Origin of the sequence: Streptococcus gallolyticus subsp. gallolyticus DSM 16831 (assembly GCF_002000985.1) — a bacterium.
Lineage (GTDB): Bacteria > Bacillota > Bacilli > Lactobacillales > Streptococcaceae > Streptococcus > Streptococcus gallolyticus.
Genome location: NZ_CP018822.1, coordinates 1,361,446 through 1,381,523 on the forward strand (window position 1 = coordinate 1,361,446; position 20,078 = coordinate 1,381,523).

Annotated in this window: 23 protein-coding genes; 4 read left to right on the top strand and 19 right to left on the bottom strand. The window is 37.6% G+C overall.

Annotation, left to right across the window (positions count from 1 at the left end):
* Nucleotides 1-2 precede the first annotated feature (2 nt).
* The 6 genes from BTR42_RS06870 to BTR42_RS06890 all read right to left on the bottom strand — a co-directional run bounded on the left by BTR42_RS06870 (nt 3) and on the right by BTR42_RS06890 (nt 5,151).
* Entirely contained in the window at nt 3-1,379 is a 1,377-nt protein-coding gene (locus BTR42_RS06870) for an amino acid permease (RefSeq protein WP_077496984.1), read from the bottom strand.
* Nucleotides 1,380-1,676: 297 nt separating this feature from the next.
* Nucleotides 1,677-2,270 (bottom strand): ribosome biogenesis GTP-binding protein YihA/YsxC, encoded by a 594-nt coding sequence (yihA, locus tag BTR42_RS06875; protein ID WP_012962046.1) that lies wholly within the window; start codon nt 2,268-2,270, stop codon nt 1,677-1,679.
* Between the two features lie 10 nt (nt 2,271-2,280).
* Nucleotides 2,281-3,510 (bottom strand): ATP-dependent Clp protease ATP-binding subunit ClpX, encoded by a 1,230-nt coding sequence (gene clpX / locus BTR42_RS06880; RefSeq protein ID WP_009854360.1) that lies wholly within the window; start codon nt 3,508-3,510, stop codon nt 2,281-2,283.
* 32 nt (nt 3,511-3,542) lie between these two features.
* Entirely contained in the window at nt 3,543-3,713 is a 171-nt protein-coding gene (locus BTR42_RS12520; protein WP_003065196.1) for a hypothetical protein, read from the bottom strand.
* 16 nt (nt 3,714-3,729) lie between these two features.
* The gene (locus BTR42_RS06885) at nt 3,730-4,224 is read right to left on the bottom strand and encodes a dihydrofolate reductase (protein WP_009854361.1); all 495 of its coding nucleotides are present in this window, start codon (nt 4,222-4,224) and stop codon (nt 3,730-3,732) included.
* A gap of 87 nt (nt 4,225-4,311) precedes the next feature.
* Nucleotides 4,312-5,151 carry a thymidylate synthase gene (locus tag BTR42_RS06890; RefSeq protein ID WP_009854362.1) on the bottom strand — a complete coding sequence of 280 codons (840 nt, stop codon included), beginning with the start codon at nt 5,149-5,151 and terminating at the stop codon, nt 4,312-4,314.
* Between the two features lie 320 nt (nt 5,152-5,471).
* Between BTR42_RS06890 and BTR42_RS06895 the strand changes: the two genes are divergently transcribed.
* The 4 genes from BTR42_RS06895 (at nt 5,472) to trhA (ending at nt 9,174) form a co-directional block, all read left to right on the top strand.
* Nucleotides 5,472-6,650 (top strand): hydroxymethylglutaryl-CoA synthase, encoded by a 1,179-nt coding sequence (locus tag BTR42_RS06895; RefSeq protein WP_009854363.1) that lies wholly within the window; start codon nt 5,472-5,474, stop codon nt 6,648-6,650.
* The gene (locus BTR42_RS06900; protein ID WP_009854364.1) at nt 6,625-7,908 is read left to right on the top strand and encodes a hydroxymethylglutaryl-CoA reductase, degradative; all 1,284 of its coding nucleotides are present in this window, start codon (nt 6,625-6,627) and stop codon (nt 7,906-7,908) included. The genes BTR42_RS06895 and BTR42_RS06900 overlap by 26 nt, the downstream gene beginning before the upstream one ends.
* A 176-nt stretch (nt 7,909-8,084) precedes the next feature.
* Nucleotides 8,085-8,528 (top strand): DUF1836 domain-containing protein, encoded by a 444-nt coding sequence (locus BTR42_RS06905; protein ID WP_003065202.1) that lies wholly within the window; start codon nt 8,085-8,087, stop codon nt 8,526-8,528.
* A complete protein-coding gene (gene trhA, locus BTR42_RS06910; RefSeq protein ID WP_009854365.1) occupies nt 8,518-9,174 on the top strand; it encodes a PAQR family membrane homeostasis protein TrhA in 657 nt (218 codons plus the stop codon). The genes BTR42_RS06905 and trhA overlap by 11 nt, the downstream gene beginning before the upstream one ends.
* A 39-nt stretch (nt 9,175-9,213) precedes the next feature.
* Here trhA and fni read toward each other — a convergent pair whose 3' ends face one another.
* The 13 genes from fni to BTR42_RS06975 all read right to left on the bottom strand — a co-directional run bounded on the left by fni (nt 9,214) and on the right by BTR42_RS06975 (nt 20,060).
* A complete protein-coding gene (gene fni / locus BTR42_RS06915; protein WP_009854366.1) occupies nt 9,214-10,212 on the bottom strand; it encodes a type 2 isopentenyl-diphosphate Delta-isomerase in 999 nt (332 codons plus the stop codon).
* A gap of 41 nt (nt 10,213-10,253) precedes the next feature.
* Nucleotides 10,254-11,261, bottom strand: a complete 1,008-nt coding sequence (locus tag BTR42_RS06920) for a phosphomevalonate kinase (protein WP_009854367.1) — start codon at nt 11,259-11,261, stop codon at nt 10,254-10,256.
* The gene (gene mvaD, locus BTR42_RS06925; RefSeq protein WP_009854368.1) at nt 11,248-12,198 is read right to left on the bottom strand and encodes a diphosphomevalonate decarboxylase; all 951 of its coding nucleotides are present in this window, start codon (nt 12,196-12,198) and stop codon (nt 11,248-11,250) included. The genes BTR42_RS06920 and mvaD overlap by 14 nt, the downstream gene beginning before the upstream one ends.
* Nucleotides 12,180-13,058: a mevalonate kinase gene (gene mvk / locus BTR42_RS06930; RefSeq protein ID WP_009854369.1), complete on the bottom strand. Its 879-nt coding sequence runs from the start codon at nt 13,056-13,058 to the stop codon at nt 12,180-12,182. Before mvk ends, mvaD begins: the two co-directional genes overlap by 19 nt.
* Nucleotides 13,059-13,350: 292 nt before the next feature.
* Nucleotides 13,351-14,394 carry a glutathione S-transferase C-terminal domain-containing protein gene (locus BTR42_RS06935; RefSeq protein ID WP_009854370.1) on the bottom strand — a complete coding sequence of 348 codons (1,044 nt, stop codon included), beginning with the start codon at nt 14,392-14,394 and terminating at the stop codon, nt 13,351-13,353.
* A gap of 16 nt (nt 14,395-14,410) precedes the next feature.
* Nucleotides 14,411-15,367, bottom strand: coding sequence for a glutathione S-transferase family protein (locus BTR42_RS06940; protein ID WP_009854371.1), 957 nt, complete (start codon nt 15,365-15,367; stop codon nt 14,411-14,413).
* Nucleotides 15,364-15,510: a hypothetical protein gene (locus tag BTR42_RS06945; RefSeq protein ID WP_009854372.1), complete on the bottom strand. Its 147-nt coding sequence runs from the start codon at nt 15,508-15,510 to the stop codon at nt 15,364-15,366. Before BTR42_RS06945 ends, BTR42_RS06940 begins: the two co-directional genes overlap by 4 nt.
* 1 nt (nt 15,511) lies before the next feature.
* Nucleotides 15,512-15,997, bottom strand: a complete 486-nt coding sequence (locus tag BTR42_RS06950) for a GNAT family N-acetyltransferase (protein WP_009854373.1) — start codon at nt 15,995-15,997, stop codon at nt 15,512-15,514.
* A gap of 9 nt (nt 15,998-16,006) precedes the next feature.
* The gene (locus BTR42_RS06955; protein WP_013643175.1) at nt 16,007-16,861 is read right to left on the bottom strand and encodes a transporter substrate-binding domain-containing protein; all 855 of its coding nucleotides are present in this window, start codon (nt 16,859-16,861) and stop codon (nt 16,007-16,009) included.
* A gap of 149 nt (nt 16,862-17,010) precedes the next feature.
* On the bottom strand, nt 17,011-17,769 hold the full coding sequence (locus BTR42_RS06960; RefSeq protein WP_009854375.1) for an amino acid ABC transporter ATP-binding protein: 759 nt from the start codon (nt 17,767-17,769) through the stop codon (nt 17,011-17,013).
* Between the two features lie 20 nt (nt 17,770-17,789).
* Nucleotides 17,790-18,470, bottom strand: coding sequence for an amino acid ABC transporter permease (locus BTR42_RS06965; RefSeq protein WP_009854376.1), 681 nt, complete (start codon nt 18,468-18,470; stop codon nt 17,790-17,792).
* 9 nt (nt 18,471-18,479) lie between these two features.
* Nucleotides 18,480-19,172, bottom strand: a complete 693-nt coding sequence (locus BTR42_RS06970) for an amino acid ABC transporter permease (RefSeq protein WP_009854377.1) — start codon at nt 19,170-19,172, stop codon at nt 18,480-18,482.
* Between the two features lie 9 nt (nt 19,173-19,181).
* Nucleotides 19,182-20,060 carry a transporter substrate-binding domain-containing protein gene (locus BTR42_RS06975; RefSeq protein ID WP_009854378.1) on the bottom strand — a complete coding sequence of 293 codons (879 nt, stop codon included), beginning with the start codon at nt 20,058-20,060 and terminating at the stop codon, nt 19,182-19,184.
* Between the last annotated feature and the right edge of the window lie 18 nt (nt 20,061-20,078).

Below are 20,078 nucleotides of genomic sequence, written 5' to 3' on the forward strand. Positions count from 1 at the left end.
TTCTACCACTTCTTATAACGCAAATAATGGTAAACATAACACAAAATGACAAATGGAATCCCAAAATACAAGCCTGCACGCTGCGAAGCATCCCAAGCAATTCCGATAATCGAAATCACCAAAAGAATAATGGTAATATAAGGCAAAACTGGTGTAAAAGGCGTTTGATAAGACAATTCATCAAGAGAATGTTCTTTCAAAAATGCCTTACGAAAATTGATTTGTGCCATTGGAATGGATAACCAAACAACCACAACCGCAAAACCTGCAATCGATACCAAGGCAAGATAAACCGTATCTGCCGCATAAATACTTGAAAATAGTGACAAGACCGCACCTGCCATTGACAAAAGAAGGGCACGCATTGGGACACCGTGTTCATTGATTTTGACGACCTTTTTTGACAACATTCCTTCGTTTGCCAAAGACCAAAGCATACGGCTAGAAGCATAAAGTCCTGAATTTCCCGCCGATAAAATCGCTGTTAGAATGACAAAATTCATAATATCTGCCGCAAAAGGAATCCCCATTTTATCAAATACATCAACAAATGGCGCTGTCGAAACCCCAGCTTCCTTCATTGGTAATAGCGAAGCGAGAACCACGATTGTCAAAACAAAGAAAATCACTAGACGACCAATCGTTGTTTTGATTGCCTTAGACACAGCTTCTTTTGGATTGTCCGTTTCACCAGCTGCAATACCGATTAGCTCTGTCCCAGAAAAGGCATAATTAACCGCCAACATGACAGAAATAACAGCTGTAATTCCCTTCGGAAAAGCACCGTTTGCCGTTAAATTTGTAAAAAGAATTGCTTTGTGTTCTCCGTCAAATGAGACTAAACCAAGCATCGCTCCCAGCCCCAAAATAATGAAAATAATAATCGCAATCACCTTAATTGAGGCGAAGAAAGATTCTGCTTCAGCAAAACTGCGTACACTTAGGGCGTTAATCGCAAAAATAATCACCGCAAACAAAGTCGCAAAAAGCCACGTTGGTACGTTTGGAAACCAACGTCCCATTAGCATAGCCGCACCGAGGAATTCTGTCCCTAGCGCAACCGTCCAACAAATCCAGTATAGCCAAGCAACTGTAAAACCTGTCCCAGGGCTAATAAATTTTGTGGCATAAGTGTGAAACGAACCTGTAACTGGCATGGCAACAGCTAATTCACCCAAAGATAACATAACGAGATAAACAACCACTGCTCCCACTAGATAAGATAAAACAGCTCCCAACGGTCCAGCTTGAGCGATAGTATAGCCCGAACTTAAAAACAAACCTGTACCTATCACACCGCCAAGTGACAACATAAATAAATGACGACTGGTCATTTTTCGCTGAAACTGACCTTCGTTTTCAAAATTATGATTTTCCATATAACCCTCTCAATTTTTAATATGTTTATGATAGCACAAGATTTTGAGAAAAGATAATAGTCATTATCTATCAATTTATTAGTTAAAAACTATAACAAAAAACTGAAACAAAAGTGTTCAGCTTCTTTGCTGTGTCATTATAATTCCAAGACGCAATACAATCTGGATTGTTGAAGGTCTCTGTCAAAAAATATAAAAACAATGATTTTCAACTTTAGACAACTTAAAATTTCCCATACGCATACAAATTTGCACCCACATAGCACAAACAAAAAAGACTGGAGACCCAGCCTTTTATCACAATTCATCTAAAATACTATCCCAAGATTCGTCTAAACCTGTGCGGTCAACGGATGAAAAGATAATAAATTTATCTGATTTATCAAAGTTTAATTTCTTTTTGATTGCTGATTCATGCTTGTTCCATTTACCACGAGGAATCTTGTCAGCTTTTGTGGCAACAACAATAACAGGAATCTCATAATATTTTAGGAAGTCGTACATTTGAACGTCATCAGCGCTTGGGTCATGACGAAAATCAACCAAGCTGACAACGGCACGCAAATTATCACGACTTACCAAGTATTCTTCAATCATCTTGCCCCATTTGGCGCGTTCTGATTTAGAAACTTTGGCATAGCCATAACCAGGCACATCAACAAAACGCAATTTATCATCAATATTATAGAAATTAAGCAATTGTGTTTTTCCTGGCTTACTAGATGTACGAGCTAGATTTTTACGCCCTAAAAGGGTATTGATAAAGCTCGACTTTCCAACATTTGAACGCCCAGCAAGCGCAATTTCTGGTAAATCATCTTGCGGATAATGGGATTTATTGGCTGCGCTCAACAGAAGCGAAGCATTGTGGGTATTTAAATACTCAGTCATCGTCAGCTCCTTACGCAATTTCCAAAATTGGTTTGTCTTTGCCTTCAACAGCCGCTTTAGTGATACGAACCTTAGTCACTTCTTCTTGGCTAGGAATTTCAAACATGATATCCATCATAGTTTCTTCAATAATTGAGCGTAAACCACGAGCTCCTATCTTGCGTTCAATGGCTTTGTTAGCAATAGCTTGCAAAGCATCTTTATCAAATTCTAGTTCAACACCGTCGTATGATAATAGCGTTTGATATTGTTTAACCAAGGCATTACGTGGTTCTGTCAAGATACGAACCAAATCATCAGCCGTCAACTGTTCAAGTGCCGCTACAACTGGCAAACGTCCGATAAATTCTGGAATCAAGCCAAATTTTTGAATATCCTCTGAAATGATTTCTTGCATATAAGAAGCATTTTCATCAATTTTACGGTTATTTTGACAAAAACCGATAACCTTTTCACCTAAACGTTGTTTGACAATATCTTCGATACCATCAAAAGCACCGCCGACAATGAATAGGATATTTTTAGTGTCAATTTGAATCATTTCTTGGTTAGGGTGCTTACGTCCACCTTGAGGTGGTACGCTAGCAACTGTTCCTTCAATGATTTTAAGAAGTGCTTGTTGAACACCTTCACCTGAAACATCACGTGTAATTGAGACATTTTCACCTTTTTTAGCGATTTTATCAATTTCATCCACGTAAATAATACCGCGTTCGGCGCGTTCGATATTAAAATCAGCTGCTTGAATTAATTTCAAGAGGATATTTTCAACATCTTCACCAACGTATCCTGCTTCTGTCAATGATGTCGCATCAGCAATCGCAAACGGTACATTCAATGTTTTAGCCAAAGTTTGAGCTAGGAATGTTTTTCCTGAGCCTGTAGGACCAATCATCAAAATGTTTGATTTTTGCAAATCAACATCTTCTTCGTTGCGACTTTCCGCAAAAGAAACACGTTTGTAATGGTTATAAACAGCTACGGCAAGCGCGCGTTTGGCACGGTCTTGACCAACGACATATTCGTCAAGAGTTGCTAACAACTCTTTAGGTTTTGGAACTTCCGCTAAATCTGCAAGAACTTCCTCAGCAAGTTCTTCTTTGATAATTTCTTGTGACAAAGCCACACACTCATTACAGATAAAAACATTGTTTCCTGCAATGATTTTTTTTACTTCATCTTGGCTTTTTCCACAGAATGAGCAATAAACTTTTACATCATTTGTTCGATTTCCAACCATCTTTTATTCTCTCTAATTCTATTCTCTCTAAATTAAAATAAGGTACCATACACGGCATGAATGGTATTGACTATATTTGTAAAGGCATTTAAAAACAAAAGAACTGCCAATCCATATCGTTTTTTTCTAAGTGCTGGGAGGGCACATAAAATACAAATAACCGCTAAGAAAGCCGTGAATACCCCAAAAATACTTCTTTGCATTCCTACCTCCCTATTTTTATTTTTCTAAGACTGTAATGGTAAAGTCGTAGGCATTTTTATCATCTTTTTCGTTGAAGGTTTCAGAGACTTTTCTAAAGCTTGTCAAATCAACGTCTGGGAAATACGTATCACCTTCAAAAACACCATGAACCGTTGTTTTAATAATAGCATCACAATGCGGTAGAAAAGCTTTATAGATACTAGCTCCACCAACGATATAAAGGGTCTTATCCTGCTTTTCAAACCAATCAAAAACCTCGTCCATGTCATGAACGATTGTTACACCATCTGCCTCAAAGGACTTGTCTCTTGTTAAAATCAATGTTTCGCGTCCTGGAAGAATACGGCGATTCATTCCGTCAAAGGTGACACGCCCCATTAAAAGGGCTTGTCCCATGGTTGTTTCCTTAAAGTGTTTTAATTCTTTTGGTAAACGCCATGGCAAGCCATCATTTACTCCGATTAAACGATTTTCATCTTCTGCCCAAATGGCAACGATTTTCTTTGTCATACAGTCCTCTCATTTCGTCTATTTCATTTTATCAGATTTCCCTAAAAAATGCAGAAATGTGATACGGAAACGACCACAAAAGAGGGATTAAATAGCCAAATCAAATTTTAATTGTGGTTTAACTGGCTCATAATCAACTAATTCAAAATCTTCTGGTTTAATATCAAAGAAATCTGTTCCGTCTGGCACGTTGAGTACCAAACGTGGTTTACAATCCGTAGATTCGCGAGAAAGCAATTCTCGAGCTTGCTCAAATTGATTATCGTAGATATGCAAGTTATTGACAAAGTAGAAGAATTTTCCCACTTTCCAACCAAAATGCTTAGCAATCATCATTTGAAGGGCAACATATTGCATAGCATTGATGTGGTGTGAAACAAGCATATCATTTGAACGTTGAGTCAAAGTAGCATCAAGGTAAATCTCACCGTCAACACGACGCACATCATACATTGTCTGAAAAGCACATGGCAAAAGTCCGTCTGTATTTTCAAAAGCTTCGTAATCCCAAAGTGAGATGACATTGCGACGATTCCATGGATTTTCCTCTAATTGTTTCAATATTTTACGGATAATGTCGTGTTTTTTGACAACAGCACCATAACGTTCACCAATCGTTCCAGAGTTGTCAACTTCCCAGTCATTCCAATATTTGACATTGTATTTATCATTTAAAACTGATAAATCATTCGTTTGGTCTTGATAAATCCAAAAGATTTCGCGAATAGCACTTTTAATTGGAATAGGGCGGAGAGTTGTAATCGGAAATTCCCCCTTACTCAAATCATATTCAGCAAACGCTCCCGTAACGTATTTTGAATTAGCTTGTCCACCGCTTTGGTAAACAGGGCGAGCATTTTCTGAAAAGACACCTTCTTCCATAATTTTTTTGATATTTTCTTTAAAAATCACATCAGCTTTTGTCATGCCATTCACTCCTTTGGATTTTTTGATTTTGTTAAAAAATCATTCCTTCCTATTTTATCTGAAATAAACAAAAAAAGCTAGTATTTTTCTTGTATTCAAAATATTTTGCCCATTACTTTGACGAATGAAATAAATAATTTTTTTGTAGAGCATTTTCACAACTTTATGGTAGAATTATGAATGGACATTTAGTCACTCAATTAATAATAATCACGAACTCACTATGCCATAAGACATTTGAGCTAATTATGAGTTAGCTAGGCAGGTACTCGTAAACATTGTAGTATCAGGTGAGTTCAATCATTCAGAAAGGTTTATTCATGAAAATCGGTATTGATAAAATCGGGTTTGCGACATCACAATATATGCTAAACATGGATGATTTAGCTGAAAGTCGTCAAGTTGATCCTGAAAAATACAGCAAAGGTTTGCTGTTAAGAACGCTTAGTATTGCACCTGTCAATGATGACATTGTAACTCTTGGTGCTTCTGCTGCTGACAGCATTCTTACTGATGATGACAAAGAAGCCATTGATATGGTTATCGTTGCGACAGAATCATCTGTTGACCAAAGTAAAGCGGCAGCAACTTGTATTCACAACCTTTTGGGAATTCAACCTTTTGCACGTAGTATCGAGATGAAAGAAGCTTGTTACAGTGCGACAGCAGCGCTTGATTACGCTCGCTTACACGTTGAAAAACACCCAGAATCAAAAGTCCTCGTTATTGCTTCTGACATTGCTCGTTACGGGGCCCACACTTCAGGGGAACCAACGCAAGGTGCTGGTAGCATTGCCATGCTTATCTCACAAGACCCACAAATTTTGCTCTTAAATGATAATTCTGTTGCTCAAACACGCGACATTATGGACTTCTGGCGTCCTAATTATTCAACAACGCCTTATGTCAATGGTATTTATTCAACCAAACAATACCTTGATATGTTGAAAACAACATGGGCAGAATTTCAAAAACGCTTTAATACATCACTTTCTGATTTTTCAGCTTTCTGTTTCCACTTACCATTTCCAAAATTAGCCCTTAAAGGCTTTAATAAAATTATGGATAAAACATTGCCAGCTGATTTGCAAAAAAAACTTAAAGCTAATTTTGAAAGCTCTATCCTTTATAGTAAACAAGTCGGAAATATGTACACTGGTTCACTCTTCCTTGGACTCCTTTCACTTCTTGAAAATAGTGAAAACTTGGTAGGTGGTGACGATATCGCCTTCTTCAGCTATGGAAGTGGCGCAGTTGCTGAAATTTTCACTGGAACATTGGTTGAAGGTTTCAAAGACAAGCTTAAAAATAGCCGACTTCAAGAACTCAAACAACGTATTGCTCTTTCTGTTGAAGATTACGAAAGAATCTTCTTTGAAGAACCTGTTTTAGATGCTGACGGCAATGCTTCTTTTGCAAATTACAAAACTGGAACATTTGCCCTCAAAGAAATTCGTGGACACGAAAGAATTTATGGAAAAACAAACGAAATCGACTAAAGTTAACTGGAGTGGATTCTCCAAAAAAACAATAACTGAACGTCTTGAACATTTGGAAAATAATCATCTTTTAAGCACTGAAACACTTAATGACTTAAAAGAAAATACCTTGCTATCGCTTGAAACAGCCAATCAGCTAACAGAGAATGTTTTGGGAACTTTCTCTTTGCCGTTTTCGGTTGCTCCTGATTTTCAGGTTGATGGTGCTACTTTCAACGTTCCAATGGTAACTGAAGAACCTTCAGTGGTAGCGGCGGCTAGTTTTGCAGCTAAAATCATCAAACGTTCAGGTGGTTTTAAGACCAAAGTTCATTCTCGAAAAATGATTGGCCAAGTTGCCCTTTATGATGTGGTAGACAAAGCTATCGCAAAAGAAACTATCCTGAATCATTCTGCGCAGCTATTGACTTTAGCCAATGAAGCTCACCCTTCTATCGTAAAACGTGGTGGCGGCGCTAGAGAATTGACTATGGAAGAAAAAGATGAGTTTCTGATCGTTTACTTGACGGTTGATACACAAGAAGCTATGGGAGCCAATATGGTCAACACCATGATGGAGGCTTTAGTGCCTAGTCTGGAAGAACTTTCTGGCGGAAAAACTCTAATGGCAATTCTTTCAAACTATGCAACGCAGGCGCTGGTTACCGCCGAATGTCAAGTTGACCTTCGCTACCTCAGCCGCAACAAAGAGGAAGCTCATGAGTTGGCTCAAAAATTTGAACTGGCAAGCAAACTTGCTCAAGTTGATGTTTATCGTGCTACCACGCATAATAAAGGGATTTTTAATGGTATAGATGCCGTTGTCTTGGCAACTGGAAATGACTGGCGAGCTATCGAAGCAGGCGCTAACGCCTATGCTTGCAAAGACGGACAATACCGTGGTTTAGCAACTTGGTCATTTGATAAAGAACAACAAGTGCTTCGCGGTCAATTAACGCTCCCAATGCCAATCGCAACACGCGGTGGTTCTATCGGACTTAACCCAACCGTTAAAATCGCTCACGAACTATTAGGGCATCCAGATGCACAAACACTTGCAAAAATCATTGTTTCTGTTGGGCTAGCACAAAATTTCGCTGCCGTGAAAGCATTGACTTCTACTGGTATTCAGGCAGGACACATGAAATTGCAAGCCAAATCATTAGCACTTCTTGCTGGTGCCACTGAAAACGAAGTTGGCAAAGTGGTTCAACAACTCTTGCAAGCACCACATATGAATTTAGAAACTGCCAAAACAATTCTAAAAAATCTGAAATAGATAAAGCGTCTGGAACCTCCCAGACGCTTTTTTATAACTGTAATTGAACGAAAAAGATTAAGTTTTCTGATTTTTTTGACATTATTTCTCCAAAATGAAGGTTTTTTCTTGACAATATTTTTTAGAGATTATATAATCTAGTTATCGATACTAGATAAAGAGGTAAATAAAACTTTATGACAATGTCTTATCCAAAATGGTCTGAATTACCAGATATAGATTTATATTTAGATCAGGTACTGCTGTATGTCAACCAAATCGGCGAAGCCAATCATCAAAACGAAAAAGGATTAACGGCTTCTATGATTAACAATTATGTTAAACATGGGCATCTCGAAAAGCCGATTAAGAAAAAATACAGTCGTAAGCAGGTGGCACGATTAATTGTCATTACAAGTTTAAAAAACGTCTTTTCCATTCAAGAAATTAGCCAAACATTGGCAATTTTGACAGCGGACAACCAATCACAAAAACGTTATGATGATTTTGTTGCTTGCATGAATGGTGAAAAGATAGACGACTTACCTCCTGTTGTCGTTTCAGCTTGTCAAACATTGCAGCTGTATTACCAAACTCACCAATTAGTTCAAGAATTAGAAGGAGAAAAAGATGAATGCTAGCATGACTATGAAATTAAGTAAACGTCTTTCATTCGGCGAAGAAGTCGCAAATAGTGTCACTCACGCTGTTGGAGCTGTGGCAATGCTTGTCCTGCTTCCTATCACTGCCATTTATAGTTATCAACATTATGGTATAGAAGCAGCTGTCGGCATGTCTATCTTTGATATTAGCCTTTTCTTGATGTTTCTATCATCGACAATTTATCATTCTATGCAATATGATTCACCGCAGAAATTCATTTTGCGGATTATCGACCACAGTATGATTTACATTGCTATTGCAGGGTCTTACACTCCTGTCGCTCTCTCTTTAGTAGGTGGCTGGCTCGGATACGTTATTATTATCTTGCAATGGGGCGCAACTATTTTTGGTATTTTATATAAAATTTTTGCCAAGAAGATTAATGAAAAATTCTCACTCTTTCTCTACTTGCTTATGGGCTGGTTAGTGATTTTCATTATTCCAAGCATTGTTAGTAAAACTGGCGTTGCTTTCTGGCTACTAATGCTTGCTGGTGGTCTTTCATATACTATCGGAGCAATCTTCTACGCTAGAAAACGTCCTTACGACCACATGATTTGGCACCTCTTCATTTTACTAGCTTCAGTGCTACATTACATTGCCATTGTTTATTACATGTTGTGATAAATTTAGTAATATATAAAAAACGTTGATTCAAAAGAATCAGCGTTTTTGGTTTGCTTCGTTTAATTTTCCGTATAGGAGATAATCTACCTGTCTAAGTTCGGCAATTGTTTTGCAATTCAGAGCACACATGATGAGACGCAAGTCGTCTTTCCAGCCATTAATGATTGTGATGACTTCTTCAACGGAATATTTTTCGACTAGTTTTAGGATTGCTCGCGATAATCCTACCGCTTTTGCTCCTAAAACCAAGCATTTTACAATATCCAAAGGATGACGAACGCCGCCAGATGCCAAGATTTCAATCTTATCAATCATCGGCTGAGCATTCAACAGCGTTTGAACCGTGCTTTGTCCCCACTCATCGAGATAAGAACGATTATGCCCACGTTGATTTTCAATATAGGCAAAACTTGTGCCACCACGTCCTGAAATATCGACAGTTTTAATGCCTAACTTGTGAGCCATTTCAATTGTTTTCAAATCCATGCCAAAGCCGACTTCTTTAAGAATGACAGGAACTGGCATCTTTGTGGCATAATCGGCGAGATTTTCTTTCCATTGGCGGAACTCACGTTCACCTTCTGGCATTAAAAGCTCTTGCATTAGGTTGACATGAACTTGGAGAAAAATAGGTTGCATTTCGTGAATGGTTTGTAGCCCTAATTCATAAGGTTTATCAATTCCGATATTGGTCGCTAGCAGCAACTCTGGAAATTCTTCTTTGCTAGGATAAGAATCATCATGTGGATTTTTCAGCGCAGCACTATAAGAGCCTGTAACCATGACAAGCCCCGTTGCTTGTGCAATTTGAGCCAATTTTTGATTAACAGCTCTGCCTTTTTCTGAACCGCCCGTCATGGCATTGATATAAAAAGGAAACTCAAAATCACGCCCCGCAAAATGGGTATGCAAATCAATCTCACTTAAATCATAATCAGGAAAAGAATGATGAATCAACTCCATATCGTCAAAAGAATTATAAGGAGATTGATATTTTAAAGCATACTTAATGTGTTCATCTTTGCGATTAATCATTCTTGGTTACCTCAATCCAAATTGGTCTGACTAAACTTAATTTATCTTTCATCACTTAATCTTTCTTGATATAGTATTTCAATACCAGCTTTCTGCCAACGTTGGGCGAGTTCGTGGCTGTCGCTTTCTGAGAATGATATTGCAATACCACAGTCGCCGCCGCCTGAGCCAGATGATTTTGCAATGACATCTAAACCTTTTTCAGCAGATTTCAACGCCTTTAATTTGTCATTGTAAATAGCTGAGCTTAAACCGAGCAACAAATCACTAACTTTTTGCAGGCTTGCCTTAACAGCCATCTTATCACCCGTTTGAAGGGCTTGCTTACAGATTTGAACATTTCTTTCTGTATCCTCAAGAAACGCTTTTGTAATGGCTGATTTGACTAAATTAATCATATCTTTTGAAATGGACGGTTGTTTTGTCCAGCCTACCAAGAAATCACATGCCAACGCAGGTTTGATGATTTCGATATGATAGCCCCAGTCTTTAGCAAGTACAGTTTTGATGTCTTCTGTTGCAATCCACGTTGACACTTTTTGACGGTCAAAAGAGGTGAAAGCCACCAAATCATCGTAAGCAATACAAGCTATATCGCCCATAGAACCATTGTCCCCCAGTTTTAAAAGCGTATAGGAAGCAAGCTTGAAAATGGTATCTGCTGATAAATTTAGCTCATAAAATGCGGACAAGGCTTTGAGCGTTAACACCGTCACTGAACCACTTGACCCAATGCCAAATTTCTTACCGTCACGCTCTAACTTTCCAGTAATATCGAGTTTAAACGCTGGTAAATTATGCAAAGATTTGTCAAGGTAAGTAGCCAGAGTTACAATGGTTTGCTGAATGAGCGCATAATTCTTATCTACTGTCATATCAGTAGCGTAGTCAAACATGTCTGAAAAAAGGGTAATTTTTTCGGCTTCTTTGACTGTCGCTGTCATATGAATGGGAATATTTTTCAAAATAGCAGTTTGCCCAGGGGTTAGTATGGCATATTCGCCTGCAATATAGAGCTTTCCACCTGTCTGCACACTAATCGTTTTCATCTGGTAACACCTTAGTACGTGATGCAATCACACGATAGTTTTCTTCAAAACGTTTTGTTAAGCGCTCTAAATTTTCTTCCAAACAAAGAACTTTAACATTTGGACCTGCATCCATTGTGAAATAGCATTTTTCACCTTGAGCGCGCAGCGATTTAACAAAATCCATAGCTGCATAAGTCTCATCTGTCAAATAATTGAATGGTGGATTAGCGTGTGTGTTAGTATCGTGCATGGCAAGCGCATTGCGTTCTGTCAATTCTCCAACTTTCTCAAAATCATTGGCTTTCAAATAAGCAAGCATATCCTTATAATCTTGCTCAGATTGTTTGACCCAATCCGCAAAAGTTGTTGACGTTTCAGCACAGCGTTTCATGCCTTCACGACTAGAAATTGGTTTCTTGCTATCGCTTAAAACAAGCATAATCATTGCTAATTTGAGATCAGTTTGCACTGGATAAATGTCTCCGCTGTCTTTATCCCACGCAGCAATCGGTCCAAAGAATGAACGCGATGATGACCCTGAAGCAAATTTGGCTTTTTGTGCCAACTCTGATTGATTTAAGCCAGTTTCGAAAAGTTCATTACAAGCCTTTACAAGCGCTGAAAGTCCACTTGAACTTGATGATAAACCTGCAGCGGTTGGCATGTTATTGCTAGTTTCAACTTTGACAAATTCGGAACGTCCACCACGGTATTGGTCGATAATGGCAGAAATTTTTGCGTGTTCTTTTTCATCTTGCAAGACACCATTGATGTAAAATTCATCATGACCAACCGATTGTGGTAAAAAAGAAACAGTTGTTGTGGTAAACATATTTTCCAGAGTCAAAGAAATACTGCTAGTTGCTGGAATCATCTTGACAGCGTCAGCTTTCCCCCAGTATTTGATAATAGCAATGTTGGCATATGATTTTACCGTTACAATTTTTCGATCCACGTTTGAACCGCTCCTCCTTCTTTTAATGCGTTACTTATTTTTTCTGCGTCAGCTTTGGTACTTGCAAGAGCAATAATACAGCCTCCAAGTCCGCCACCACTCATCTTGGCTCCAAGGGCACCATTTTCCAAAGAAAGCTTAACCAGTTGGTCGGCAACGTCAATGCTGACACCAATAGCTTGTAAATGAGCGTGTGCTTTGGTCATCATGTAACCAATTTTTTGAATATCTTTGTCTTGAATAGCTTTTTGAACAATTTCGGTTAAATCACCGAGGACTGCCAGATGTGGTAAATTCGCCTCTTCTGCCTGTGCAACCTTCTCAACAGCTTCACGCGTATTACCATAAATTCCCGTATCTGCAATAACCAAATAAGCATCCAAATCTAAATCAAGGGTACTAAAACCGATGTTACGGATAAAAGTAATGGCTTTATCACTCAAACAAGTCTTGGCATCAAGCCCACTTGGATTTGAATGTGCAATAATCTCTGCTTTATTCACCAAAATTTCCAGAGTATCCATATCAATGCTTTGCTCAAAATAATCAAAAACAGCACGGATAGCTGCGATAGAAACCGCTGCTGATGACCCCATGCCACGTTTTTGTGGAATTTCAGAACGAATCGCATAGGTAATGGAAACATCTGTGTGATTTAGGTACTCTAACGCCGCATAAACGGCAGTTGATAACGTGTCATAAAAATCAAAGTGAATCTTTTCTTCAGCTGGATAAATATGACATTCAACCTCAATTCCTTGAAGCGGAATCGCAATGGCAGGATAGCCATAAACAACGGAATGTTCACCCATCCAAATAATCTTACTATGCGCCTTACCGACGCCAATTTTCTTAGTCATGTTCTTCTCTTACAATTTTTAGTTTACACTCCATTTTATCATTGTTCCACAAAAAAAGCGACTTTTACTAGAAAATAAATGCCGCTATAAAAAAACAAACGAAGCTGGAAAAGTGCACTCAACTTCGCTTGTTTATGTCAGTAATAATGGTTAGAGGTGAAGAAAGCGATGAAGCTATAAAACAGACTTCCTATTAGCCAACTTATATCATTTCAATGTACAATTTATTAGCCACTTTTAACACTGTAATTATGAACTGAATTCTTAATTTCAATCAACCATGCTCGCAAACTCAATCAATCAAAAATTTTTGTTCTGGTGTTTTTGAAAGGTATTTGCGTTTTTGTGGTGTTGACCAAATAGCATCGAAATCAATATCATCAGCGAACCGTGAGTTGAAATCGACAAATAATTTTTCTTTCTTGGTATCCCAACCACGCGCTATATCATGAAAATAAGTATTGTGTTTAAAGGCTGGAATTTCATACAAATCACGCGCATAGCCCCAAATATTAGTGTACTCGGAAATTCGTTTTTTGATTGGACCTAAATTTCGGTAGTAATGTGTATCAAAGCGTGCTAAGGTGACAAAAAAGCGCACATCGCTATCTGTAACATAATCACCAAATAAAAATCTATTATTCTCCAATCGTTTTTCAAGCACATCTAAAGTTGTGAAAAAATCATCGAATGCCTCCTCGTAAGCAACTAAGGATTGTGCAAACATCATTCGATAAACGCCATTGTTAACAAATGGAAAAAGAACATTATCATTCAAATTATCAATATCAGCACGCAATTCTTCTGGGTAGAGATTAGGGGCATTTACTTTTTGGAATGGTTTAAAGTTAACTTCTAAATAATTAGTCAATCGATGATAATCATTATTAACAACTGTATAAGTTTCTAAATCTACAAGAGCTGGTACAGTTGTACGACCAGTATAGTCTGGATCGGCACGATAATAAAATTCAGATAAGAATTCGGCTCCTGTTGTTGGGTCAACTTGGTTTTCGTAAGCAGCAAAATCCCATCCATATCGGCGTTTTTCTGGATCTTCGTAATCATGTCCAACAATAGTAACAGAAATGGCATCTTCTAAACCTAGTAATTCTCGAACAATAGAAGCACGATTTGACCAATGGCATCCTTTTGCCCAATATAAATGATAACGCCCTTTTTCTGCTTTTAATTCGCCCTCACCATCTCCAAATGGTGTTGTAAAATGATTTGGTTGGCGTTGAAAAGCACCGCGTTCATCAATTTCTGTTTTCGTTTCAACGGGACGAATTTTTATTTCTACTGGCTTGATATTAGGATTTGTATAGTTTGGCATAGTATTTCTCCCTTAATTAAATATAGTGACGACTAGCACGGTCATGTGGTAAATCCCAAATACTCAAATCGGGACCTTTTGGTAAAATTTGATGAGGATTATCAACAGCGCTTAAATGATAATGTTTCTTGATATGGTCAAAATTGGTAGTTTCTTTAAAAGCCTCTTGCTGATAAAGGTCACGCGCATAACCCCAAAGATTAGGAAAATCAATTAAACGATTGCGATTACAGCGAAAACCATTATAGTAGGCAATGTCAAAACGCACGAGAGAGACGTAAAGTCGAATATCAGAGTCCGTTAATCGCTCACCGAATAAATATCGACTATGTGCTAATCTTTCTTCCAATTCATCCAACCGTTGAAATAATTTATCATAAGCTTCTTCATAAGCTTTTTGACTCGTAGCAAAGCCTGCTTTGTAAACACCGTTGTTAATGTCATGAAAAATAATCTCATTTAAAGCATCAATATCAGCACGCAATTCTTCTGGATAAAGGTCAGGAGCTTCTGTACTATGAAATGGTGTCCAATCCGTCTCCCAAATTTTCAGCAAATTATAAAAGTCATTATTAACAACTTCTTTTGTTTGCAAATCCACTACTGCTGGGACAGTAAAACGTCCCTGATAAGCAGAATCAGTTTTTAAATACAATTCACTTAAATAACGAACACCAAGGACAGGGTCAGTATTATTTTTATCCAAACTAAACTCCCAATCTGTCCGATTAACCCCCACAGGACGAATAGGATTAACAACGCCTACGCTAATAACATTTTCTAACCCCAACAGTTTAAGAGCAATTAATTGCCTGTGTGCCCAAGGGCAAGCATATGAAACAATCAATCTATAACGATTCTTCTCAACAGGTAACTGACCTTCTTCTTTTCCAAAAGGAGTTGTAAATCTGGTTTTCTGGCGTTTAAAATGTCCTGAATCATCTACTTCTTTGCTAACAAATTTAGTTGTCATAGTCTTTCCCCACTTTCGATTTCTTCTAAGAATAAAAGTGAAATATCTTCTAAATAACCATTTGCTTGTAAGCTTGTTAAACGATATATCATTGAACGCGGGTCATCTTCATAAATAAAAAGAGATTTTAACAATTTTTTCATACTAATACCGTCCTTTCTCACTATCAAAGCGATAATTTTCTGGTAAAAAGAACCCTTCATCTTCCATCCATTGTAAACTCTCAGGTGTTCCATGATCAAAGTGAGCAAAAGCTGTTTTATTGCGACGGAAACCATATTTTTCATATAAAGTGAGTGTTTGTGGATGTGTATAAAGAATCACATTAATTCCTGCTAGTTTTTCTAATAAGGTTGTGATAATGGTATGCCCAATGTGCTGTCCTTGATAATCTGCAGCAACTGCAACGTTATAAATCGCTCCTTGCGAAACAAAATCAGTCAAAGCACGTCCAACTCCAATCACTTTATTTCCATCTTTGATATAAATAGTAATGTCGCTGTTACGAAAAGACTTTTCAGTTTGTTTGACATCTGTATTGCTAGCAAGCCCTGCTGAATGCAAAACATCAGCAACTTGTTGAAAATCCACCTTATCCGAATCTGTTTCAATCGTATATTTAAAAGTCATAACAATCTCCTAATCATCATAAGTTGGTGAATAATCTTCATCAAAATACTTTTCATTAATTTGTTTAGAAGTTCCGTCCTCAACGACTTCTTTAAGAGCAGCATTAATATCCTCTGCTAGTTGCGTTTCTTCTTTTCCAACAACAAAATAACTATATGGTTCAGACATTAAAGCTGTTGACAAGTCTCCACTAATCGTTTTCCCCGTTAAATCCAAGCTATACTCTTTTTGATAGTATTCAAACATTGGTTTATCCATAACGAGAAAATCATATTTACCACTTTCAACGCCTTCAAGTTGTGATTTTAAATCCTCAGAAGAATAATTGAGTTCAATCGTATTGTCTGGATTTGCTTTATTATATTCTTCGATTGCTGTTGTTGAATTTACACCTGATGACCCAACCGTTGATAAACCAGCTAAATCTGACCATTCATCGGCTGTTTTGGCTTTATCGCTACCGTTTTTAAAAATAACGACGTAAGAATTTTTAAAAATTGGATCTGTAAAAAGATAATTTTTTTCACGTTCGGCGTTTTTGGCTAAATTATTCACTGCAATTTGATAGCGTCCTGAAGTTAGCCCAGAAAAAATAGATGAAAATTCAACCTTGACGATTTTTAATTTATACTGAGGCAATTTTTCAAAAACAGCTTTGATTAATTCAATATTTTGTCCAGTTAGTTCACCATCTTCCTCATAAGTAAAGGGTTTTGGCGAGCCACTTGTTGCCGCAACAACGGTGATTTTTTCACTAGAATCGGACTTGGCTTCACTAGTATTTTTAGTTACTTTATCAAAAATCAATAGCCCTACTAACGCTACTACAATAATAGAAATAATCCATTTTACTTTTTTCTTCATTCTCATTCCCCCTAAAGGTTTTATTAAGTACAACTATCTTACCACCACCTCATAAGTCTGCATAATCTATCTTTTTTATAGACCGCCATAGATTTCTTTTATATTCATCTATCACAAAAAACATCGGTACGTTGGCATACCGATGCTTTTTAAATCACTGGGTCTATATTGAGTTCTGGGATGATGCGGGTTAAGAATTGTTTGGTGCGTTCTTCTTTTGGTTTGCTGAAGAATTCTTTTGGGTCGCCTTCTTCGATAATGTGTCCGCCTTCCATAAAGATGACATGTGTTGCCACATCACGCGCAAAGCTCATTTCGTGAGTGACGACTACCATAGTGACCCCTTCTTGGGCTAATTCTTTCATGACATCAAGAACATCTCCAATCAATTCTGGGTCAAGGGCAGATGTCGGCTCGTCAAATAAAATGACATCAGGTTTCACAGCGATAGCACGCGCAATTCCAATCCGTTGCTGTTGCCCACCAGACAATTGACTAGGATAGTAGTCTTTTTTCTCTAAAAGCCCAACTTTTTTCAGCGCATTTTCAGCAATTGGGATAGCTTCTTCTTTTGGAATCTTGCGAGCAATGACTAATCCTTCCAAAATATTTTCAATAGCCGTTTTGTTAGCAAATAAATTATAATTTTGGAAAACAAAGGCTGTTTTTTTGCGAATTTCAAGGACATCCTTGCGACTGATTTTTGCCAAATCGTAGGTCTTGCCATCTAGTATCAACTCCCCAGCGTCAGCTTTTTCAAGATAATTAAGAGACCGCAAGAAAGTTGTTTTTCCTGAACCAGAAGGTCCCAAGATGACAACAACATCACCTTGATTGACTGTCAAACTAATCCCGTCTAAAACTTTTTTATCTCCAAATGATTTTTCGATATTTTTAACTGATAACATAGAAAACTCCTAACTTGACCTCAAACAATTTGAGCACGTTTTTCTAAAAATTTAAAACCGTATTGAATAAGCCCACAAATCACAATATAAATAATGAAAATAACAAAATAGGATTCAAAATAATGGTAACCATAAGCGGCTTCAATCTTAGCAATTGCCGTGATATCTTTCACCGTCATCACAAAAACAAGAGAAGTCCCCTTGACGAGATTAATCACCAAGTTGCAAAGATTTGGTAGCGCCTGACGAATAGCTTGCGGAAAAACTATTCTAATATAAGCTTGACTGGTCGAAAGCCCAATCGCCTGTGCAGCTTCTAACTGTCCTTTATCAACCGTTAAAATGGCAGAGCGGATAATCTCAGATAGGCTTCCAGTAGTCATAAGCCCAAAAATAATGTAAGCGTAATAAATAGGATTAATGTCAAAAATATTAAAACCTGTGGCTTTCAATAGCTGGTTAATCAAACTTGGAAAAAGACTATAAAAAAATAAAATCAGTAAAATAGCTGGTGTCGAACGAATAAAGGCGAGATAAATAACTGAAAATCCCGTAACACCTTTCACCTTATAAATGCGACCTAAAGCTAGAAAAAGAGCTGGAAAGAAACTCAAAAGAATGGAAACAACCATAATTCCCAAGGTTACTGGAATCCCAGAAAGAGTTTTGACAAATGTTTCTAAAATGTAAGAAAAATCCATAATCCCTCCTTAACCTCGTGTCGTGTCTAACTCATTTTCAATGAAATGTGTTCCAACAGCTAAAATTAACGCTAAAACCCAGTAAATAATGGCAACCGCTGTATAGGTTTCAAGCGAATAATTGCCCAGATTTCGTGAAATAACCAAATTTCCAGCACCCATTAAATCAACCAGACCAATCGTATAGGCTAAAGCAATGTCTTTTAATAGATTAATAATCGCTGTCGTGATATTGGGGAGTGCAATCCGAAACGCCTGTGGCAAAAGGATTCTGACAAATGTCTGATAATCTGTTAAACCAATACTAAGCCCTGCTTCTAATTGACCTTTAGGAAGTGCTTGATAAGAGGATTTAAAAACTTCTGAGATACTAGCTGCAAACAACAATGTCATCGCTAAAATAACAAACACTGAACGAGACCAACCATTGACATCGATGCCTAACCACCATTCTAAAAAACGAGGTAAACCATAAAAAACCAAAAAGATAAGCACAATAGGTGGCGTACATCTTAAAATAAAGACATATCCTCTTGCAAAAGAGGATAAGCTTTTTTCACCTGACAACTGTGACCAAGCCAAAAACAGTCCTAACAGGCTTCCAAATAAAATGGTCAATACTAAAACCCATAAAGTCAGAGGTAAAGCTGATAAGATTTCTGGAAGAAATGTTATCACACGAGACGGTTCATAAGAAACCATAGGCACCTCCTAGTCTGTGACGTAACTAAAGACATCTTCTCCAAAGTATTTTTCAGAAAGTTTTGCGATTGTGCCGTCTTCTTTCAACTCTTTAATAGCTTTATCATATTCTTTGGCAAAGGCTTCATTAGTAGCATTTTTATGAATCAATGGATAAGTTTCAATGCCTTTATATGGGAACCATGTTAATTGGTCAGCATATTGATGATAAGCACCATCTTCGTCTTGAACAGCTTCTTCAAATGACAACTTGATTGAGAAATAAGCATCGTAACGTCCTTCAAGAACCCAAGCATAGGCATCCGCAACAGAGAAACTTTCTGATTCTGTCAATTCAATCGGATTTTTAGCTGTTTTATTGTACTCTTGAATCACATTATATTGAGCATTTTGTGGTGAAATTGGAACGAGTTTACCACCGCTATTAGCAAATGAATCGATATCTGTGTATTTTGATTCATCTTCTTTACGAATGGCAAAGCCAATCACACTAGCACCAATGGCTTCGTCTGGAATCACAAATTTTTCAGCACGTTCAGCGGTGTACCATGCACCTTTGACACCAATATCGTATTTTCCAGATTCAAGACCAATCAGCAAATCTTCGTCACTTGTTCCTGTGTATTCGAATTTATAATTTTTCAATTTTTTATCGACAGCCTTCAAAACAGCAACTTCAAATCCGTCACTTTCACCATTTTCATCGACATAATCGTATGGCACATAGTTTTGTGTATGAGCGACTTGAAGGGTAGTCACCTTGTCTGAATCGCCAGATGAGCTTTGAGCACTTGCGGTCGTCTTACCTGTTAATTGACGTCCAATTACTGTCGCTGCAACAAGCGCTACAACAACTCCACCAGCAACAATCCATTTTTTCTTACTCATATAAATCCACTCCTTTTC